Raw genomic sequence first — 20,385 nt, forward strand, 5'->3', positions numbered from 1 at the left:
CGTGCCTGGCCCGCAGTCCATTAGCAGGCTAAAGCTCCGGCACCGGCAGTCAAACCCCTTCCCGCCCAAGGCATGGCGGATCCCGGTCTCTGTCCCCACTTACGGTGAAGCGGAGCGGGCCAGACCCTTTAAATATTGAACCTGCGGCCTGGCTGCCTCCGACCCCCGCTCTGCTAAAGCACGAAAGCTCCGGCACCGTCTCTACGACTCTTACAGCGCCCAGGGTTTACGGCACGCTGTCTCTGACCCCACATGCGGTGAAGCAAGTGGGGTCAGGCACCGTGCCTGGCCCGCAGTCCATTAGCAGGCTAAAGCTCCGGCACCGGCAGTCAAACCCCTTCCCGCCCAAGGCATGGCGGATCCCGGTCTCTGTCCCCACTTACGGTGAAGCGGAGCGGGCCAGACCCCGCCTAGCTATCCCCCCCGCCCCGCTATTCCCCCCGCCCGCGCCAACCACGCCCTCGCCATCTGTCACCGCCGCCCCCCCCCCCCGGCAATCCTCTGCAACTTTCTAACCGTTTACAACGTTTCACAGATGAAGTCAAGTCTGGAAATGTATTGGTTTAATGGTAGATTATTAGAGAGATAGAAAAAGCTGAGAGGAATGTGAATGTGAGAAAATTAGCTGTATCATTGATCCTTTTTATTTGCTGTTTGGGAGTGTTTTTTCAAGACGGAAAAGCATCGGCTGCTTCTTTTTCTGTGAATGGAAATCAGACATACACGTACGAGATCATGAAAAGAGACATTCAGGCTTTAGCGGCTTCTTATCCGGAATTAATCCGGTATAAGTCAGTTGGAAAGTCTGAGTATGGACGCGATATTTATGCGGTTGCCATTGGGAAAGGGCCTGCTGAGGTTTTTGTAAATGGGTCACATCATGCAAGGGAATGGATGACGACCAGTGTCAATATGGTCATGATTGACCAGTATGCAAAAGCTTATTACGGCAACAAATCCATTAATGGCTTGCCTGCGAGATCCATCCTTGATAAGACGACGATGTGGTTTATTCCGATGGTCAATCCTGACGGGGTAACGCTCCAGCAATCAGGCATTAACTCGATTCCTGCTGGTGATCGTTCGGCAGTCCTGAAAATGAATGAAGGCAGCTATGATTTCAAACGCTGGAAAGCGAATGGAAAAGGGGTTGACCTGAATCGCCAATATGATGCGAAATGGTCCACTATCGTTAGTAATCCAGGAAAGCCGTATTGGCAAAACTATAAAGGCAACAGTCCTGCATCCGCAGCTGAAGTGAAGGTTGTTCTTAATTTCCTGAAAACGATTGATGCGGAGATGTCTGTCAGCTATCATTCCAGCGGGGAAATCCTTTTTTGGAATTTTTACCAGACGGGATCACGCTATACGAGAGATCAAAATTATGCGAAGCAGCTTGGCAGAATGACGGGCTACCGTCTCGTTTACCCAGGCCCTAATCCTTCAGGCGGGGGCTTCACGGATTGGTTCCTTCATGTGAAAAAACGTCCTGCCTTTACCCTGGAGATCTCACCGTATGCAGGGAACACACATGTACCGCTAAAAAATTTCAATAGCATTTGGGAAGAGAATAAAGATGTGGGCCTTTACATAGCGAAGGAAGGGTACAATCTTTATCAGCAGAGGGAAGGCAAGACCTATGATGCGAAAGTGGCCCAGGTCAGTTCTTATTTGAGCTCCACCTATAAACTGAGACCGTACTACTCTTCCAATATTCAATCAACAGCGAACCTGTATATCATGTCTACTTTAGAAAACCGTTATTCTGCATCAGCCGCCGGCTTGAAAAAGGCGGAGCAGCTGGCAGCATCCCTGCCTTCGTATTACCGTGAAACCGCACAGCGTAAAATCAATGATGCGAAGCAGATTCATTCTAAAACGGGAGCGTTTATGGAAGCAGTCAGATCAGGCGATGATCTCACCATTCAGCGCTGGAACGTTGAGTCGTTTATGAAAAAGGGAACGCTTAACGATGCCGCTGTGAATGAGTACCATAAAATGCTTGACCTGCTAAGAAAAGAAGAGATTGCAATTGGTAAAGTGTATACCCGAAAAGTCCGGGATCTCTTCGGCGAAAAGTATTTGCTGCCGGCTAAAATCACGAGAGATACCATTCAATTTGAGATGTCCCAATATAAATTGCTTAAGTCGATCATAGGATTAAAGCAGTCCGGCGCCTCTCAAACTGTGATAAATGAAAAGATTGCGGTTTATGACCGCCTTAAGGCAAGAGGTATTTCCTCTAAAAAGGAATGGAACCAGAAATATCCAGGACAGTACCCGGATATACTGGGATTTGAAACAGTGCTGCAACAATTAGAGAGCCAGATTAGATAACTATGGAAAGAAGGAGGTCTTTTGGCCTTCTTCTTTTTTATGTAATTTTAGGATCGGGCGAATAAAGTATGAGATTTTTGGAGAATAATAGCATAATTAATCGTAATATCACTTTATTGCAATCTTTTTGTAATATAAGGGCATAATGTAATAGAACTGTTATACTACTTCCTTCCTCCGTCCTGTATACTAATCTTGTGCTAAAGGAGGAAGAACATGAAAAAACCGATTATTGCATTTGGACTAGCAACGTCCCTTTTATTCAGTTCGTATCTGCCCGCCACTAAAGCCGAAGCTGCCTCTGTTTCTATCGAAAATAATATCGTTAATATAAGCAAACAATACATAGGTGTCCCATACAAATGGGGCGGAACAACACCTTCAGGGTTTGATTGCTCCGGGTTTGTAGGCTATGTATTCAAAAAAGCGGGAATTTCGCTTCCGCGTACAGCAGATGGTCTGTACAATTCCAGCGATTCAAAAAAAGTGACTTCTAAAGCAGCAGGAGATCTCGTATTTTTCAAGACAACAAGCAAACCGACAGTATCCCATGTAGGAATCTACGTTGGCAACAACAGCTTTATTCACGCTTCTTCATCCAGGGGTGTCATGATCAGCTCACTCAGCAACAGCTACTGGAAGAGTGCTTACGTCGGAACGAAAAGACATTCCCGTCTATCAACGGTTAAAGCCGCATCCGTTGAAAACTATACAGCATCTTCTGAAAGACTATTTAAAAACCTAAAATCCAGGTACTCTTCTGTTTCGAAAATTAATAGTTTAGATTCCTCTCTATTAGGGGAATACAATAGGTTGAAAGGAAAAAGTACATCAGCGAGCTTTAATACAAACATGCTTCGTTCCGCTTATGTGCTGGACTCCGTAAAAAAAGGCCTTGCTCTTGATAAACTTGGCAGTGACTATAAGGCTATGGCTCTAAAAGGCCAGCACCGTACGGCTGCAGGCAAAAAGCTGTACAGTGAGTTTATTTCGAAGCTTAAGTACACAGAAGCCTCCATTGGCAACATGTACGGAGCCACTTCCCGCAAAATGTTCAATGACCGCTTTATTTCTAAAGCAAAAGTAATCCGCGATACGTACAAATAAAAACGGCGATTAAACATTTTGATGAACGGTTAAAAGGAACCCCGAGTTTAACAAAAAGTACTCAGAGCATGGCTCTGAGTACTTTTTTGCCTGGATTTTCTATAGTGTGTCTGATCGGATTCAGCTTTTTGCTGGAAATTTACATAAAAGATGATTGGAAAGGTTTACAAGTCCCGGGTCATCTGTTTTATTTTGCGGGTACTTGTGATATTGTGTATTAGGTGGAAATTTATCATTCTGATAGGTCTCCTATATCATAACCGAGTTGCGCAGTCAGCAGGAAAACATGTTAAACAGAATACAGTCCTAACAATTGTATGACGTTCGTTTGGCTCTGACAAAACACACCTTGATTATGCTAAAATAGGTAAGTATGAGTAAATGCTGGGCCGGCTGCTGCCGGTACTTAAATTAGATTATGTTAAGGAGAAGATACTGTATGAAAGTGCCTATGTTAGATCTTTCCGAACAATATTCCAACTTGCGGGATGAAATGCTGAAAGCACTGGATGACGTGATGACTTCAACACGTTTTATCCTTGGAAGCAATGTGAAAAAATTGGAGACTGACGTAGCTGAATTCAGTAATGTTCCATATGCTGTAGGCGTGGCCAACGGCAGTGACGCTATACATATTTCTTTGCAGGCTTGCGGCGTAACAGCTGGAGACGAGGTCATTACTACTCCATTTACGTTCTTTGCTACTGCGGGTGCGATTGCGCGCTGCGGAGCAACTCCTGTATTCGTTGATATTGATCCGGTAACCTTCAATATTAACCCTGAGCTGATTGAAGAAAAAATCACTCCTAAAACTAAAGCGATCATTCCTGTTCATCTATACGGACAAATGGCTGAGATGGACCGCATCATGGAGATTGCGGACAAGCATGGCATTTATGTAGTGGAAGATGCTGCACAGGCAATCGGCGCTACATATAAAGGAAAGAAAACGGGAGAATACGGCCACACGGCTACGTACAGCTTCTTCCCGACAAAAAACCTTGGCGCTTACGGCGATGCCGGGATGATCGTGACAAAGGATGAGGATCTGGCTGAAAAAATGAGCGTGATCCGCGTTCACGGAAGCAAGCCGAAGTATTATCACCACGTTCTTGGGTACAACAGCCGGCTGGACGAAATGCAGGCAGCAGTTTTGAATGTAAAGTTCCCTCACCTGAAGGAGTGGAGCGAAAAGCGCCGTGCACGCGCAGATATTTATACGGCCCTGCTTAAGAATAAGCTAATGGATAAAGTGGTAACACCTGTAGAAGTAAGTGACCGCTATCATGTGTTCCATCAGTACACCATTCGTGTGGAACGCCGGGATGAGCTTCAGCAGTTCCTGAAGGAGCAAGGTGTGGCAACGATGATTTATTACCCGCTTCCATTAAATGTACAGCCTGTATTCGCTGAGCTAGGCTACAAAGACGGAGACTTCCCTGAGTCTGACAAGGCTGCCAGAGAAGCGATTTCCTTGCCAATGTTCCCTGAGCTTACGGAAGAACAGCAAAGCTATGTCGTGGAATGCATCGAAAAATTCTATAACTAAACGTAATCAGTCGCCTTTTACTGGGGAATTCTACCGGTAAAAGGGGCTTGTTTATTTGTATAGGCGGGCTTTTACTATTTAACAAGGAGTTTACGCATGGAAAAACGTGACTATTTATACGAATACCTCGTGTATTTTTGGAAAAAGAAATGGCTCATCGTCGGAATTCCGCTTGCGGCCGCTCTTCTCGCCTACGGGTTATCCATTGTGTCAAGCAGCGGATATGAAGGAAGTGCAAAGTTTTATACTTCTGAAATGATTTCAGATTATTTAACAGATCCAGAGCTTCTTCAAAAAGAGTACGGCGGGAAATATGATGATAAAGTACAAGTTGACGTTCTCGGCCAATACAAGGTGGAATTTTCCGTATCAGGGGAAGAGAAAGCGTCGGTTGAAAAGGTACTGAATGAGGCATCTGCTGAATACTTCCAATCATTAGAAGATGAAGCTGAAATTATTAAAAGCGGTACAGAAGAAAAAAGGGCACGGAATCAGGAACTGCTTGAAACGGCAGAGAAATCCTATGAAGTTATGTCTGAAAGACTACAAAATGACTCAGAAAACCTGGACAGTGAACAAATGGCGATCATGAGTGATGCGATCGCGAAGCTGGATAAACAGATTGGTCTCTATACTGACACGGTTCTGGGCACTGAAAAGGATCTGAATTTTTATGAAGAGCCCGACATTCTGAGCCAAACCGTTTCTAAAGAAGATTCAAATTCAAAAGCAAACGCACTTGTCGGGTTTATTATGGGCTTGTTCCTTACGCTACTCGGCTTAATGCTGGCGAAATACTTACAAGAAGCAAGGAAGGCGAGAATCGATGACTAATTTTGCGGTAGTAGGAATGGGATTTATTGCGAAAAAGCATATTCAGGCAATCGAGGATGCGGAAGGTGCGAACCTGGTCGCTGTTTGCGATACAAATGCAGAGCGTCTTGCTGAATATGAGGGAAAAGTGAACACGTATACAGACCTTGAGCAAATGCTGAAGGAACAGGAAGATCTGGACGTTGTTAATATTTGCACACCATCCGGCCTTCACAAGCCGCTTGCCGAGCTGACGGCTTCCTATGGGAAGCATATTATTGTTGAGAAACCGATGGCTCTTCTAAATGATGACAGCGAAAAGATTATGGAGGCTGCCGCGAAGAACGGGGTAAAGCTCTCCGTTGTTCATCCAAACCGTTTCCGACCGGCAATCCGCAAGCTGCGCGGGCAAATGGATGCCGGCAAGTTCGGCAAATTCAGCCACGCGAATGCGACAGTGCGCTGGAACCGCGGCCAGGCTTATTATGACCAGGCTCCATGGCGCGGTACGAAGAAGTTTGACGGCGGTGTCCTGATGAATCAGGCTATTCATAATCTGGATCTGCTTCTATGGTTCATGGGCCCTGTTAAAAGTGTACAGGCCATGGCCACTACACGCTTCCGTGATATTGAAACCGAAGACCTGGCTGTTAGTGTTGTGGAATTTGAGTCCGGAGCACTCGGTGTGATTGAAGCGGCAACGACGATCTATCCAAAAAACCTCGAGGAATCACTGGCGATATTTGGAGAGACAGGGAGCGCCAAAATTAGCGGACGCAATGCGAACTTTATTGAGACGTGGGATTTTGAAGGCGAGACCGATGAAGACCGTGAAGCAGCGATGAAAGAAATTGAGGCGGATCCGTTCGGAAAGCCTGGTCATCAGTGGATCATTGAAGATATGGCAGCGGCGGTAAAAGAAGACCGCGATCCGGTTGTCACAGGTCTTGATGGCTATGCCCCGATCCAGCTGATCAATGCCATCCTGGAGTCGGCTGAAACCGGAAAGAAAGTCTATCTTTCAAAACCGGCTGTTACGAACTAAGAGTGAGATATTTTAAGGAGATGAACGTTTATGGGAGCTCATATTGATGAGTTGCTTTCAAAGATAGAGTCGAAAAACGCAACAATTGGTGTTGTAGGTTTAGGATATGTAGGACTTCCGCTTGCAGTAGAAAAAGCAAAAGCAGGCTATAAAGTAATTGGCTTTGATGTACAGCAGTCCCGTGTGGATATGGTTAACGAAGGCACGAACTACATCGGGGATGTCGTGAACGAGGACCTGAAGGAAATCATCGATAACGGTCTTCTTCTGGCGACTACCGACTATTCAAAAATTCAGGATGTGGATGCGGTTGCGATTTGTGTTCCGACACCGCTTGACCATCATCAGCAGCCGGATACATCGTATGTGGAAAGCTCTTCTAAGCAAATTGCCAAGTACGCCCACAAAGGCATGCTCGTTGTCCTTGAATCCACAACCTACCCAGGCACTACAGAAGAGATTGTCGTGCCTGCGTTTGAAAAACAGGGCTTTGTGATCGGGGAAGATATTTTCGTAGCGTACTCTCCTGAGCGCGTTGACCCCGGCAACAAGGAATTCAAAACAAAAAACACCCCGAAAGTTGTTGGCGGAATTACAGCTAATTGTACAAAAGTCGCTTCTTCCCTTTATCGCCACGTTTTAGAAGGAGAAGTGTTCGAGGTATCCAGCCCGGCGGTAGCAGAAATGGAAAAAATCTTCGAAAACACGTTCCGCCACATTAACATTGCGCTGGCAAATGAAATGGCGATCCTTTGCGAACGAATGGGAATTGATGTTTGGGAAGTAATTGATGCCGCGAAAACGAAGCCGTACGGTTTTATGGCATTCTATCCGGGACCGGGTCTTGGCGGACATTGTATTCCAATCGATCCATTCTACCTGACATGGAAAGCACGCGAGTACAATTACCATACACGCCTGATCGAGCTTGCCGGCGAAATCAACAATGCGATGCCTGAGCACGTTGTAGAACGCAGCATGCGTCTGTTGAACAAAGACGGAAAAGCGATGCGCGGTGCAAACATTACCGTTCTTGGTGTAGCTTACAAGAAAGACATTGACGATGTTCGAGAATCTCCGGTTCTTCACATCTTAGATTCTCTTGTCGAGGAAGGGGCATCGGTAAGTGTAGTAGATCCTTTCGTTACTTCCTTCAAGCTGCGCGGCGAAAAAGTAGAAACCGTTCCATTGACTGAAGGGCTGCTTGAGGATTCCGACCTTGTGCTACTGACAACAGACCACAGCACATTTGACTATGAAATGATCGGAAAACACAGCCGTTCCCTGTTTGACACTCGCAATGCGATGAAAAACACTGAGAACAAGCCTGCTAACTATACAAAACTGTAAGAGGGAGCGTTGTTCGATGAATGTAATCAACAACTCGGTGCAACTGGATGAATCCGTTGTAATGGGCCACTTCAATGTGATTGAAGAAGGCGTCCAAATGGGGAAAAATGTTTCAATCGGCCATCACGTTACGATTTGCGCGGGAACCATCGTTGGAGACGGCGTCCGCATTGGAGATGGCGCTGTGATCGGCAAGCAGCCGACTCCGGGGAAAACGAGCACGGTGAAGCTTTCAGGCTCCATGCAGCCGCTGGAGCTTGGCGCTCACGTAACGATCGGCAGCAATGCCGTCCTTTACGCTGGAGCTAAAATCGGCCAGTCTACGCTGATCGCAGACCTTGCAAGCGTCCGGGAAAATGTAGAAATTGGAGACGAATGCATCGTCGGCCGCGGCGTAACCGTCGAAAACCATGTAAAAATCGGCATGCGGGTCAAAATTCAATCAAACTCCTACATCACAGCCTATACCGAGCTCGAAGACTTTGTTTTTATCGCACCATGTGTGACGACGACAAACGACAACTTCATGGGCCGTACAGAAGAGCGCTTTGATAAAATCAAAGGCGCCACTGTAAAAAAAGGCGCCCGTGTAGGCGGGGCCTCCATCATCCTGCCAGGCATTACAGTCGCAGAAGAAACCTTTGTCGCAGCCGGCGCCCTTGTCACGAAAGACACAGAAGCCGAAACGGTTGTCAAAGGAATCCCTGCTAAATACCTCAGACCGGTAGATAAGAGGGAGCTGCTGTAAGTTGCTGAACCAGCTCAAGCGTTTTGGAGGGGATTCCCTCCTCTACGCGCTTATGAATGTAGGAACCAAGCTAATTGCATTTTTAATGCTTCCGATTTATACAAGCTTTGTAGGCAGCTCAGAGTACGGGATTTTTGATCTGGTCGAGTCTACGACCAACCTGCTGACGTTCCTTATTATTTTTGGAACGGACTCTGCCCTTGCCTATTTTTACTTTGAAAAAAAGCATGCGGAAAGGAAAATGGATTACGTCAGAAACGTCTTCCTATTCCGTTTTCTGATTGCTCTTGGCCTTGTGGTGCTGTCCTTTATCCTGGGCCCATGGCTTTCTGTCTGGCTTACCGGGGAACCGGGACATGAATACGTCATTCAGCTGGCCTTTATCGTTTTGCTTATGGAAGCGATGATCACTGTCATTTTGACCTTTTTCAGGTTTGAATTTTTAACCTTGAAGGTAGTCATTCCAACTGTCGCAAGGCTTGCTATGGTTGCTGTCTTTTCCTACCTGTTTTTGCTTATTTTTGCACAGGAAATCGACATGATCTTCTATGGCCGGATTGTGGCTGCCGGAGTCATTATTCTGTTTCTCCTTCCGCAATTTAAAAATTTCTTTACGATCCGATTCGATAAGACCATCATGAAAGAGCTGCTGATCTACGGAGCTCCGCTCGTTCCGGCTTCATTATCCTTCTGGCTCATCGCCCAGGCAAACCGCTTTTTCATTAATGGTTTTGAGGGCCTGGAAGCAAACGGTCTTTTCGGAGCAGCCATGAAGTTTGCAACGGTCATAACCCTGCTTACTTCCGGAGTGCAGATGGCATGGCGTCCTTACTCGATGTCCATTAAAGACAAGCCGAATGCCAAAAGCATTTTTGCCAGCGTCTATGTGCTAATCTTCGCGATTGGAATGTTTGGATTAATGGGAATTGCCACGTTCATCCCGTTCATTTTTGAAGCAGTGATGACAAACGAAGAGTTCCACCCGGCAAGTGTGTATATCCCCTTGCTGAGTCTGGGAGCCTTTCTCAATTTCTATTACCTGATCATATCGGTCGGTCTCTTTATAAAAAAAGAAACAAAGCCGATTTCCATTCAGTTTGGTATAGCGGCTGCCATTAGCATCATACTAAATATCATTCTGATCCCGCTGTACTCCTTATGGGGAGCAGCCATGGCCATTACGATTTCCTACGGCTATGCAACGGTAGCCATCTTTATCCGTAGCCAGAAAACATACCACGTACCGGCACCAGTCGGAAAACTGATTTTCATGTTCATCACAAGTTTGCTGTCTATTGCAGCTGTTCAATATATTTTGGACTTCTCAAATTTAAGTATTTGGCTTGTCCTGATCCCTTGGGCATTTTTCTTATTAACGAATGGCGGAATATTGCTGACACTAAGAAAAAGAGGAAAAACAGACGCCGGAGACACGCAATAAGTCGAGCATCTCAACAAACAAAAAGCGGGTTCTTGTTTCGCCCGCTTATTCTTTACATAAAGGAGCTTCGGTCGTATTATGGTTTATTTTTTAATTTGGGCTGCGGTACTAGTTATTTCCTTTAATCTGTTCAAGAAAGTATCAGGTTCCATGTCCCTGCTTACCCCAAACCTATTATCCATAACCTTTTACTATTCTCTGCTCGCCTCCACCTTTATCGGGTCACTCCTCATTGTGCTGGAGATTGATGATCACTACATGATTAAATCTCTGTCAGACGATTATTACCGTTATCTGGGCTTCTTCTTCATTTGCTTTATCATGCTCGTGATGCCGCTTACGATGTTTCTGCTGAACAAGCTCGCAGGCTTTAACGGGGAAAAAGAATTTAAAAGCTACATAGCAGCGCCTGTATACAAAGAAGAAAACGGCAGCCAGCTGTTTTATCTGTACTGCTTTTTTACAGCGATGTCCCTCGGGGCAATCGGCTACACTATCTTAAAAATCGATGCCATCCCGATCCTCCAGCTCCTTAAAGGCTCGGACAACCTGGCAGAATTGCGGATCGATGCCTCCCATAACTTCGGAGGAAGCACCGTCATCCGGAACATCTTCGGCGTTGCTCTCGCTCCAATCCTGTCGATGGTCACGTTCATCTATTTTTATCAGCGGAAAGAGCTCCGCTGGTTCGTCCTTTTTGCCCTGACAACAGGCGGAGCACTCTTTATGGCCGTCTATGACTTGTCCAAAGCACCTATCTTTTTTTACGCCATCACCGTCCTGCTGCTGCTTATCTACCTGCGGATCATTAAGCTCACCTGGCTTCGCCTCGCCATCCTTGGTGGATTCGGAGTCATTCTGCTCGTCGTGATGTACGTATTTATTCAAGGTGTAACAGAACCATCAAGCTTTTTATCCTACAACAGCGGACCAATCGGTCGCATCCTGCTGTCACAGGTAGGACCCTTTTATCTTCACCTGGATCTGTTCACAGACCGGATGGACCTGCTGTATGGGCAAAGTCTGCCATCCTCTATCCTCGGCCTGTACGATATGGAACAGGTGCGCTCTGCAAGACTCGCAATGGAAGTCTTCTACCCGCAAAAAGTGGAAGAAGGAACAGCCGGCGTACTCAACACGATCTTCGCTGCTGAAGCGTATGCAAACTTCGGCTACGCAGGGATTTTGCTCGGAACCATCTATGTAGGAGCCGTCATTCAAATCATTTACATGCTCTTCATCAGATTGCCGAAAACTCCATTATTCCTGGCCCTGTTCATCTACTTCACCGTGAACATTCCAAGAATCGTAATCGGAGGCTTTGCCGACTTCCTATTCAACCCGATGTGGATCGCCGTACTCGTCATTCTTCTGACCCCATACGTACTGTTTTACCTGTACAGACTGGTAAAGAAATTCAGAAAAAACAGCATGAACGGACAATTATCCTGATCGAATGAAGATTGGCCTTTAACTGGCTGGTCTTTTTTTTGGCGAACGGGGCCGAAGCAACGGCGGCAGCGGCAGTGACAGCGACAGCAACAGCAACAGTGACAGTGGCGAATTTTGTCGAAAAGTCTTTATATTGAGAATACGGACAATATATCCAGAATACGGACAATAAAATGGAGAGTATGGACAATAAAACGAAAGTACGGACAATAAATCCAAAGTACGGACAATAAATTAAGTTGACAGCTTAATTGACTGGTATGAGGATCATTTAGGTACCCGTGAATCATAGAAAACCGCATCTTACGGGCCAAATATTCAGCATGAGAAGCAAAAATTGAGGCTTTTCATTCTGTTTTAAGCTGGTTAGAGAAGACTAATCTCTGGGAGCTGGTCTTTTTTTCGCGGACCGAGCGGCAGCGACAGCGGCGAATTTTGTCGAAAAGTCTTTATATTAAGAATACGGACAATAAATCAAAAGTACGGACAATAAAATGGAGAGTATGGACAATAAAACGAAAATACGGACAATAAAACGAAAGTTCGGACAATAAATTAAGTTGACAGCCTAATCTGCTGGTATGAGGATCATTTAGGTACCCGTGAATCATAGAAAACCGCATCTTACGGGCCAAATATTCAGCATGAGAAGCAAAAATTGAGGCTTTTCATTCTGTTTTAAGCTGGTTAGAGAAGAGTAGTCTCTGGGAGCTGGTCTTTTTTTCGCGGACCGAGCGGCAGCGACAGCAACAGCGGCGAATTTTGTCGAAAAGTCTTTATATTGAGAATACGGACAATATATCCAGAATACGGACAATAAAACGAAAGTACGGACAATAAATCAAAAGTACGGACAATAAATTTAAAAAACAGCCAATAATTGATCAAATCAGGTAGTATCACGATCATGTTGGCACCAGAAAAGCATTGAAAACCTCAACTAGAGGGCAGGATGAGATCATCCGTGCTAAAAAATTTCAAAAAAAAACGAAAGATAGACCCAAATAAGTGGCTTCTTGCGGTGTGAATATAGAAGTGTTATGCGGATTTGTAGCCGTGCCTCCTACGTTTACGTGGAGGGTGGGGGCACAGCTATGCAAACGGGGTTTCTCCTTAACGTGCAGCCTGACGCACTCCAAAAAAACCCCCGCCCAAAGCCATGGACGGAGGTTTCCGAAATACGTTATTTTCCTACAACCGTACCCGGGAAGTAGTGTTTGACAATGTCTTCTGCACTGGAGCCTTTATTGGCAAAGCCGTTTGCACCGTATTGGCTCATGCCGATTCGGTGGCCCCAGCCTTTGCCGTTGACGGCAATTGTGGCAGGGTCAGCTTCTTTTGAAACGGGACCGGAGACGGTTTGGATCTGAACGGTGCTGTTTTGAACACTGACCGGTTTGCCGTCTGCGCCCATGATAGATGCACCTTTAACGGAGAATTGCTGTTGGACCGTATTCCCGGAACCTTGAACGGTAAAGGATTTTACAGGGTTCAGTGTGAACCAGTTGGAGCGCAGCATTCCGTAATAGCGATCAACAGGGAACAGTTTGCGGATGACGCTTTCGTTACCGGAAACGGTTTTGGTTCCTGCAGAGGTTACGGCGGTTACGCTTCCGATTTCACCGTTTTCTCCTTTAGGATTGGCTTTCAGGTCATAAAGAACGGTATTGGCTGTGTTGTAGCCGAATTTTTGCAGGATCGTACCTGATGCGAACTGATCCGTCCAGTTGCTGTGAGATGAGGTTTCATAAGGATCCTCTACGCTTTTCAGGTACGGGAAGGTCGTTTTGCTTGATCCCCAAACGTCCCAGGCATTGGCGGTTTGTCCGCCGCTTGTGGAGTAAAAGAAGGACTGAATCGGTTTCCCGTTATGCTTGACCATCACGCCAGCGGTTTCATCAACCGCTTTATTGCTGCGGCTGTGTTCCTTCGTGTAGCCGTTATAAGCCTGGCTTGAAGGGGTGTTGGTCAGGTTCATCGTGTTCACAGCATAGCTTCTTGCTACGATGGCTTGGGCCTTTAGAGCTTCCATGTGCCAGCTAGCCGGCATTTCGTTCGGCACGACCCCTTTTAAATATTCTTCGAGTCCGAGAACATTACGGAGGGAACCGTCTGCTTTCGTCTCAAAGCCTCCTCTGTACTGTAGGCTGCCGTACTTAAATAGCGATAAGGCCGTTGGAGATGATTGAACGGCTGCTGTTTTGGATGAAACCCAGCCTTGCAGTCCGTTCGCAAGCTTGACATTATACCATTTGACTCCTGATACAGTCGCTTCTCCTGTATATTCAGCAGCTTCAATTTTTTTAACAGAAGCTACGGAAGCTGCTTTGTCATCGGCTGCAGATCTTACCGTCGTCGGGCTGGTAAACTTGACGATCTTTTCTGGCAGATTGGTAAGCTCTGAAACTCTAAAACCATTAGCTGCAGAATAAGAATCCGTCCCTGCAGTAATTTTGGAGCTTCCGCTTCCGGCCGTAATCGTTAATGTTGATTCCGGCAGAAGAAGGGTTTTTTCACGTGTGCTTAAATTTTCAAGTTCAAATAATCCGTTAAGCTGAACCTGAAGGGAGGTTTTTGTGGCCAGCTTGACCTTAGTCTCCTGAGTATAGAACGCTTTTTCATAGGCCATACTGGCCGGGCTGAATCCAAATAGAAGGGCGGCTGTTAAGAGCGCTCCTCCGGCAAAGGCTCTTCCTTTCATTGGATTATCTCACCTCGCCGTTTGAGAGCTTTACGCATCCGTCAACGCCGTTAGGGAGCTTAACGTGAATCCAGACTTCGCCTGTAGAAGAATTTTTGAACGTGTTCAAGTATTGTACGGTTTGGCCTGCATTAACGATTCCTTTTTGTCTGTAGGAAGAATCGGCACCTCTCAATACTGGCGCAGTTTTTGATGCAACAAAGGATGTCGGCTTTTTAACAGCGGATGTGCTTACTTCCCAGTCCGCGATGTATCCCGTTTTTCCATTGTACGTTACGAGGAAGTAACGGCCGTCGCTGGAGATGAATTGATCCTTAACGGTTAAAGCTTGTCCCATTGGAGCGCTTGTTAAGGTGGAATAATGCTCCATCGCTCCGCGCAGGATATCCCCAACTGGTGTTTTTACGTAAATAGTAGAAGGAAGAGAAGGCTTTACATTGGAGTTTTCAAGGTTTTTGATTTCTTTCTCAAGGTTTGCAACGCGGTTATTCAGAGGCGTTAGCTGAGAAGTCACCCATTCAACACTTGCTAATACAAGATTGCTGCTTGCGGATGAAGAGGCGATTGGCATAAATACACCGCCAGCTACGATTCCTGCACCAAACACTAGAGCGATTTTCATCTTTTTCATATTCTTCATTTCCTCCTTTAAAATAACGGCTACTTTATGAAAGCCAATGTATAAAGACGTAATGTGCCACTTATAACTTCGGCTAAAAATGTCAATTGTTTAGGAAAAATGTAAGGTTATATGAAAAGAGGTGCGGGAAATAAGAAAAAGGCCCCCTTTCCACAGGGGGCCTTGCAGATTATTCTGCCGGGTCTAAGCTGGATTCCTTCATCGTGTCCTCATTTTGCTCTTCGCGAATGCTGATTTTCTTGTGCTCAAGATGACTTTGAAGTTCTTCTCTGACTTCTTCCATCTTTTCTTCAATCGGCTGGTAATAATAGCCGCTGTTTAAGTTTAAATCTTCTCCTTCGATCTTTAGCTGGTCGATCTGATCTGTTTTAAATCCACTGTACGATTGCTGGAAGCCGAGTGCCTCTGAAATACGAAGATTGGTTTCCACATTTTCGGCAATTTGATTGGCGATATCATCTACCTTCATGATGTTCTGAGGTGCTGTCGCTTTTTTGATAATGGCCGTTATGATTTCCTTCTGACGGTCGTTTCGTCCAAAATCACCCCGCGGATCCTGTTTCCTCATCCGGGCATACGCAAGTGCTTCTTCACCGTCTAGGGTTTGCTTGCCTTCTGTAAAGTAAATGCGCTTTCCGGTTTCATCGCTTTTTTCATAAAAATCGAACGGAACATCCACTTCTACGCCATTCAGTTCATCAATGACTTTTTTGAACGCTTCAAAATTAACGGTTGCGTAATAGTCGATTGGGATATCTAAAAAGTCCTCTACCGTCTGGACAGCCAGTTCCTTGCCGCCATACGAGTAGGCATGGGTTATTTTGGTTTCGCCGTGTCCTTCTACATCCACTAAAGTATCCCGCGGGATGCTCAGCATTTTCATAGATTTTTCCTTTGGGTTCAGTGTGACGACAATCAGGGTATCACTGCGTCCGCCTTCCCCGCCGGATGAATAATCTTCAACCCCCATAATCAGAATGGATACAGGGTCTTTGGCTAATTCAACCGCCTGCTCCCGGAGTGCTGATTTTTCTCCCCGCTCAAGTCCTTCATAGGACCTGTCAGCTGCCTGCCATGCCGAAACCCCGATAAAGGCCAGGTATCCTCCGCCAATCAGCAGCAAAAGGAGCAAAAAAAACAAAATTCGCTTAAAAACCGATTTTTTCTTTTTTTTCTTTCTGACTACTCGTCTATATTCAGCCATACCATCTTCTCCTAACTTACCTCTTCTTCCAAATATGTGACATCTCCTTGCGTAATTTCGCTCTGGCCGTTGGTCAGCTCTGTCATCCAATTGGTAAAGGTTTCCGTTTGTTCTGAAGCCACATACGTTTCGATCTCTACATCATGTAAATAATGAATATCTTTAATCAGGTACTCTGATGACCGGAGTTCATTTTCAAGTTTTCCAAGCCAGGTATAGTCAACTTTAGTATGCAAAATTTTCATTAATTTACGCTCTACTATACCTGTTTGGTTCAGGCCCTCTGAAACAGACTGTCCGTAAGCGCGGATTAAGCCTCCGGCTCCCAGTTTAATCCCGCCGAAGTACCTCGTAACAACAGCAGCGGTATCCTTAAGCTGGCGTTTCTTCAGCACCTCAAGCATCGGCACACCCGCTGTTCCGCTCGGCTCGCCGTCGTCATTTGCCTTTTGGATTTCATCTCTTTCTCCTATTAAATAGGCGGAACAGTTGTGGTTGGCATTGTGATGGAGTTTTTTGATCTCCTGTATAAAAGCTTGGGCTTCCTCTTCGGATGTAACCCGGCGGATATGGCAGATAAATCGCGATTTCTGGATGATTATCTCATGCTCTCCGCTTCCTTTTGCTGTATAATAAGCAGTAAGCACGTTTGTACACCTCCTGGTTCCATAACGGGGAAAACCGGTATCTTTATACATATCATCAAACCATAAAGGGAAGAAAAAATATTCAGTGTTTTTTAATCTGCATTATTCCATTATATAGCGCCTGTTTTACGACTTCAATTACAATCTCATAATATAATCATGATATTTAAAGCAATGGAGGTAATTTCTGGTGAATCCCAAGAAGATCGACAGCGTCCTGCTCGATGAAATTCTGAATAAGATGATCTCAACGGTGGACGGGAGCAAGGGTGAAATTTTTGCCATCGGTGAACAATCCCGCACTCAATATGAAACGCTTGTTGAAGAGCTCAGCATTATAAAAACACAGGTGAACGATGTCATTGAAGCCGGTGATAAGCTTGAAGTTCAGTCAAGGCATGCACGGAAAAGGCTGTCTGAGGTCAGCAAAAATTTTAACCGGTTTACAGAGGATGAGATTCGGGAAGCTTACGAAAGAGCTCATTCCCTGCAAGTGGAGCTAACCACGATGCAGCACCGGGAAAAACAGCTCCGTGACCGGCGGGACGAGCTTGAACGCAGACTGCTCGGATTGCAGGAAATTATTGAACGCTCAGAAGCGCTTGTCACCCAAATCAGTGTCGTGCTGAATTACTTGAGCCAGGACCTGCGTCAGGTAGGAATTCTCTTAGAGGATGCCCAGGCCAAACAGGACTTCGGACTCCGGATCATCGAAGCGCAGGAGGAGGAGCGCAAGAGAGTTTCGAGGGAAATCCACGACGGACCTGCGCAAATGCTCGCAAACGTCATGATGCGCTCGGAATTGCTTGAACGCATATTCCGTGATCGGGGAACCGAAGAAGGGTTCAATGAAATCCGCAATCTTCGCCAGAATGTCCGCAATGCTTTATATGAGGTGAGGAGAATTATCTACGATCTTAGGCCTATGGCTTTGGATGATCTTGGATTAATTCCGACTTTAAGGAAATACTTACATACAATCGAGGAATACAACGGAAAAACAAAAATGCACTTCCAAAGCTTTGGGGAAGCGGAGGAAAGAAGACTTCCTCCCCGTTTCGAAGTGGCGCTTTTCCGTCTTGCCCAGGAAGCCGTTACAAATGCACTGAAGCATGCCCAGGCATCAGAAATTTCCGTAAAAGTCGAAGTGTCGCCCGAGTACGTGAACCTTTTGATCAAGGATGACGGCAGCGGCTTTGATTTAAGCGAGATGAAAGAAAAGAAGAACAAATCATTCGGACTGGTCGGAATGAAAGAGCGTGTTGAACTTCTCGACGGGACCATGAACATCGATTCTGTCATTGGAAAAGGAACAAGTATTATGATCAAGGTTCCTTCCATATTTTAGATGTATGCTTCCGGGCCGTCCTGTTTTACCATAAGGACAGGAAATCTTTTAGCAAAAGATAAGAAAAACGTCATGAAATTGCGGGGTTTCTTCGCTGCGTCAAAGCAGGAAACTAGCGACGAAAGTCTCATTGACGGAAGGTATGAGGATAGGACTAGAATGAAGTGAGTGGGGAGGCGTATTAGTGACCATGAAAACAAGAATTGTAATTATTGACGATCACCAGTTATTCAGAGAAGGCGTAAAACGGATTCTTGATTTTGAACCATCATTTGAAGTAGTAGCAGAAGGCGACGACGGTGACGAGGCCATGCGCATTGTAGAAGAGCATAAGCCCGACACAGTCATCATGGATATAAATATGCCAAACGTAAACGGTGTGGAAGCGACAAAACAGCTCGTCGAAGCCAACCCGGACACAAAGGTTATCATCCTATCCATCCATGACGACGAAAACTACGTGACCCGTGCCCTTAAAACAGGTGCCCGCGGCTACCTTCTCAAAGAGATGGACGCAGACACCCTGATTGAAGCGGTTAAAGTTGTAGCGGAAGGCGGATCTTACCTGCATCCGAAGGTTACCCATAACCTCGTAAACGAATTCCGCAGACTGGCAACATCAGGAGCAGGCGGCGGCGGACAGCAGCTGCAGCCGGAAATTCGCAGACCTTTACATATCCTGACCAGACGCGAATGTGAAGTTCTTCAAATGCTCGCTGACGGAAAAAGCAACCGCGGAATCGGAGAAGCTCTTTTCATCAGTGAAAAAACCGTCAAAAACCACGTTTCCAACATCCTTCAAAAGATGAATGTAAACGACCGTACCCAAGCCGTCGTTGTGGCCATCAAAAACGGATGGGTGGAAGTGCGCTAAGCTTCATCAGCATATGAACCATAACAAAAAGCTGAAGACCCGGGTCCAGTTCCCTAGGTGTTCAGCTTTTTTTGTGCTGTGAGGCTGGATAGAGTGCGGGGGACCGCAATGGATGGCGGGTAAAAGCGGATTGGAGTCAGTGGGGGAGTGAGTTGTGCCTTGTTCTGTTGGGAACGGGCAGCACTTTGTGGTACCGGGCGGGACTAGCGGCGGGGTCTCTTGGGAAACCACTGATAGAACCACCGGGACAAGTTTGGCGGGATCAGCGGTGGAATGAGCGGAGCTGGTGTGGTGGAGGCATTGGCGGGATGAGCGGACCTGGTCTGGTGGAGTGAGGCATTGGCGGGGTCTGGCCCGCACCGCTTCACCGCAGGTGGGGACGGAGGCTGAGTCTGCTCAGGGCTAGAGCCCCAATGGATAAGAAGGATGGTGCCGGAGCTTTAGTTTGGTAGAGAAAGTGGGGCCAGGCACCGTGCCTGGCCCGCTGTCCTTTAGTGCAAGTGGGGACAGAGGCAGCATTGTTTTGCCCTTAGAGCCCCAACGAGTAGAGAAGCCGGTGCCGGAGCTTTAGTGCTTTAGAGAAGTCGGGGCCAGGCACCACGGAGGTGCATCGAAGAATCCGGATCCATCGGCAACTTCAAATCCGGCTCGAAACATTGGTTCAGCCTGTAAACACAGGTTCAACCTGCAGACACCGGTTCAACCTGCAGACACGGGTTCAACCTGCAGACACGGGTTTAACCTGCAGACACGGGTTCAACCTCCAGACACCGGTTCCTCCGTCCCCCGTTACGGTAAAGTACTAGGGGCCAGAGGCAGATATCTCTCATCCCTACTCCTGCAAGGCTTTTGAAGGAGAGGGGACAGAGGTCGATTAGTTGACGTAATTGGGGACGGAGGCAGCCTCCGTCCCCATATTCCCGTCAAATAAGGAATGGAGCAGAACTTCTGTTAACCCTTGTGCCGTATAGTGTCAATCAGGATGGGGACGGAGGTTTAGTGCTTTAGCGGAGTGCGGGACGGAGGCAAGGGGCTGTACCAGGACGGCGTTTGGCGTTGGCAGGGTGAAATTAGGGTTTGATCGGGTGGCACAAGATTTTGGGGTCTGACCCGCACCGCTTCATCGTAA

At 46.5% G+C, this 20,385-nt stretch carries 15 protein-coding genes; 11 read left to right on the plus strand and 4 right to left on the minus strand.

Annotated features, from left to right (window positions below):
* Positions 1-612 precede the first annotated feature (612 nt).
* The 9 genes from ACQCVE_RS08250 to ACQCVE_RS08290 all read left to right on the plus strand — a co-directional run bounded on the left by ACQCVE_RS08250 (position 613) and on the right by ACQCVE_RS08290 (position 11,842).
* The gene (locus ACQCVE_RS08250; RefSeq protein ID WP_426862376.1) at positions 613-2,337 is read left to right on the plus strand and encodes a M14 family zinc carboxypeptidase; all 1,725 of its coding nucleotides are present in this window, start codon (positions 613-615) and stop codon (positions 2,335-2,337) included.
* Between the two features lie 216 nt (positions 2,338-2,553).
* Entirely contained in the window at positions 2,554-3,444 is an 891-nt protein-coding gene (locus ACQCVE_RS08255; RefSeq protein WP_426862377.1) for an NlpC/P60 family protein, read from the plus strand.
* A gap of 439 nt (positions 3,445-3,883) precedes the next feature.
* Positions 3,884-4,993, plus strand: coding sequence for a DegT/DnrJ/EryC1/StrS family aminotransferase (locus ACQCVE_RS08260; protein ID WP_426862378.1), 1,110 nt, complete (start codon positions 3,884-3,886; stop codon positions 4,991-4,993).
* A gap of 96 nt (positions 4,994-5,089) precedes the next feature.
* A complete protein-coding gene (locus tag ACQCVE_RS08265; protein WP_426862380.1) occupies positions 5,090-5,827 on the plus strand; it encodes a hypothetical protein in 738 nt (245 codons plus the stop codon).
* Positions 5,820-6,851, plus strand: a complete 1,032-nt coding sequence (locus tag ACQCVE_RS08270) for a Gfo/Idh/MocA family protein (RefSeq protein ID WP_426842925.1) — start codon at positions 5,820-5,822, stop codon at positions 6,849-6,851. Before ACQCVE_RS08265 ends, ACQCVE_RS08270 begins: the two co-directional genes overlap by 8 nt.
* 30 nt (positions 6,852-6,881) lie before the next feature.
* Entirely contained in the window at positions 6,882-8,201 is a 1,320-nt protein-coding gene (locus ACQCVE_RS08275; RefSeq protein ID WP_426862382.1) for a nucleotide sugar dehydrogenase, read from the plus strand.
* 16 nt (positions 8,202-8,217) lie between these two features.
* On the plus strand, positions 8,218-8,949 hold the full coding sequence (locus ACQCVE_RS08280; RefSeq protein WP_426862383.1) for a DapH/DapD/GlmU-related protein: 732 nt from the start codon (positions 8,218-8,220) through the stop codon (positions 8,947-8,949).
* Position 8,950: 1 nt separating this feature from the next.
* Entirely contained in the window at positions 8,951-10,390 is a 1,440-nt protein-coding gene (locus ACQCVE_RS08285; protein WP_426862384.1) for a lipopolysaccharide biosynthesis protein, read from the plus strand.
* Positions 10,391-10,468: 78 nt separating this feature from the next.
* Entirely contained in the window at positions 10,469-11,842 is a 1,374-nt protein-coding gene (locus ACQCVE_RS08290) for an O-antigen polymerase (RefSeq protein WP_426862385.1), read from the plus strand.
* 1,183 nt (positions 11,843-13,025) lie between these two features.
* Here ACQCVE_RS08290 and ACQCVE_RS08295 read toward each other — a convergent pair.
* The 4 genes from ACQCVE_RS08295 to ACQCVE_RS08310 all read right to left on the minus strand — a co-directional run bounded on the left by ACQCVE_RS08295 (position 13,026) and on the right by ACQCVE_RS08310 (position 17,034).
* Positions 13,026-14,543, minus strand: coding sequence for a SpoIID/LytB domain-containing protein (locus ACQCVE_RS08295; protein ID WP_426862387.1), 1,518 nt, complete (start codon positions 14,541-14,543; stop codon positions 13,026-13,028).
* A 4-nt stretch (positions 14,544-14,547) separates the two neighbouring features.
* On the minus strand, positions 14,548-15,174 hold the full coding sequence (locus ACQCVE_RS08300; RefSeq protein WP_426862389.1) for a hypothetical protein: 627 nt from the start codon (positions 15,172-15,174) through the stop codon (positions 14,548-14,550).
* A gap of 178 nt (positions 15,175-15,352) precedes the next feature.
* Positions 15,353-16,387 carry an LCP family protein gene (locus ACQCVE_RS08305; RefSeq protein WP_426862391.1) on the minus strand — a complete coding sequence of 345 codons (1,035 nt, stop codon included), beginning with the start codon at positions 16,385-16,387 and terminating at the stop codon, positions 15,353-15,355.
* Between the two features lie 11 nt (positions 16,388-16,398).
* A complete protein-coding gene (locus tag ACQCVE_RS08310) occupies positions 16,399-17,034 on the minus strand; it encodes a YigZ family protein (protein ID WP_426842916.1) in 636 nt (211 codons plus the stop codon).
* Positions 17,035-17,224: 190 nt separating this feature from the next.
* Here ACQCVE_RS08310 and ACQCVE_RS08315 point away from each other — a divergent pair, with 190 nt between their 5' ends.
* Positions 17,225-18,382: a sensor histidine kinase gene (locus ACQCVE_RS08315; protein WP_426862393.1), complete on the plus strand. Its 1,158-nt coding sequence runs from the start codon at positions 17,225-17,227 to the stop codon at positions 18,380-18,382.
* Between the two features lie 190 nt (positions 18,383-18,572).
* The gene (locus ACQCVE_RS08320) at positions 18,573-19,256 is read left to right on the plus strand and encodes a response regulator (protein ID WP_426843353.1); all 684 of its coding nucleotides are present in this window, start codon (positions 18,573-18,575) and stop codon (positions 19,254-19,256) included.
* Positions 19,257-20,385: the final 1,129 nt, after the last annotated feature.

The sequence above is a fragment of the Metabacillus sp. 113a genome (assembly GCF_050107635.1).
In the GTDB taxonomy this organism is placed as follows: Bacteria; Bacillota; Bacilli; order Bacillales; family Bacillaceae; genus Metabacillus_B.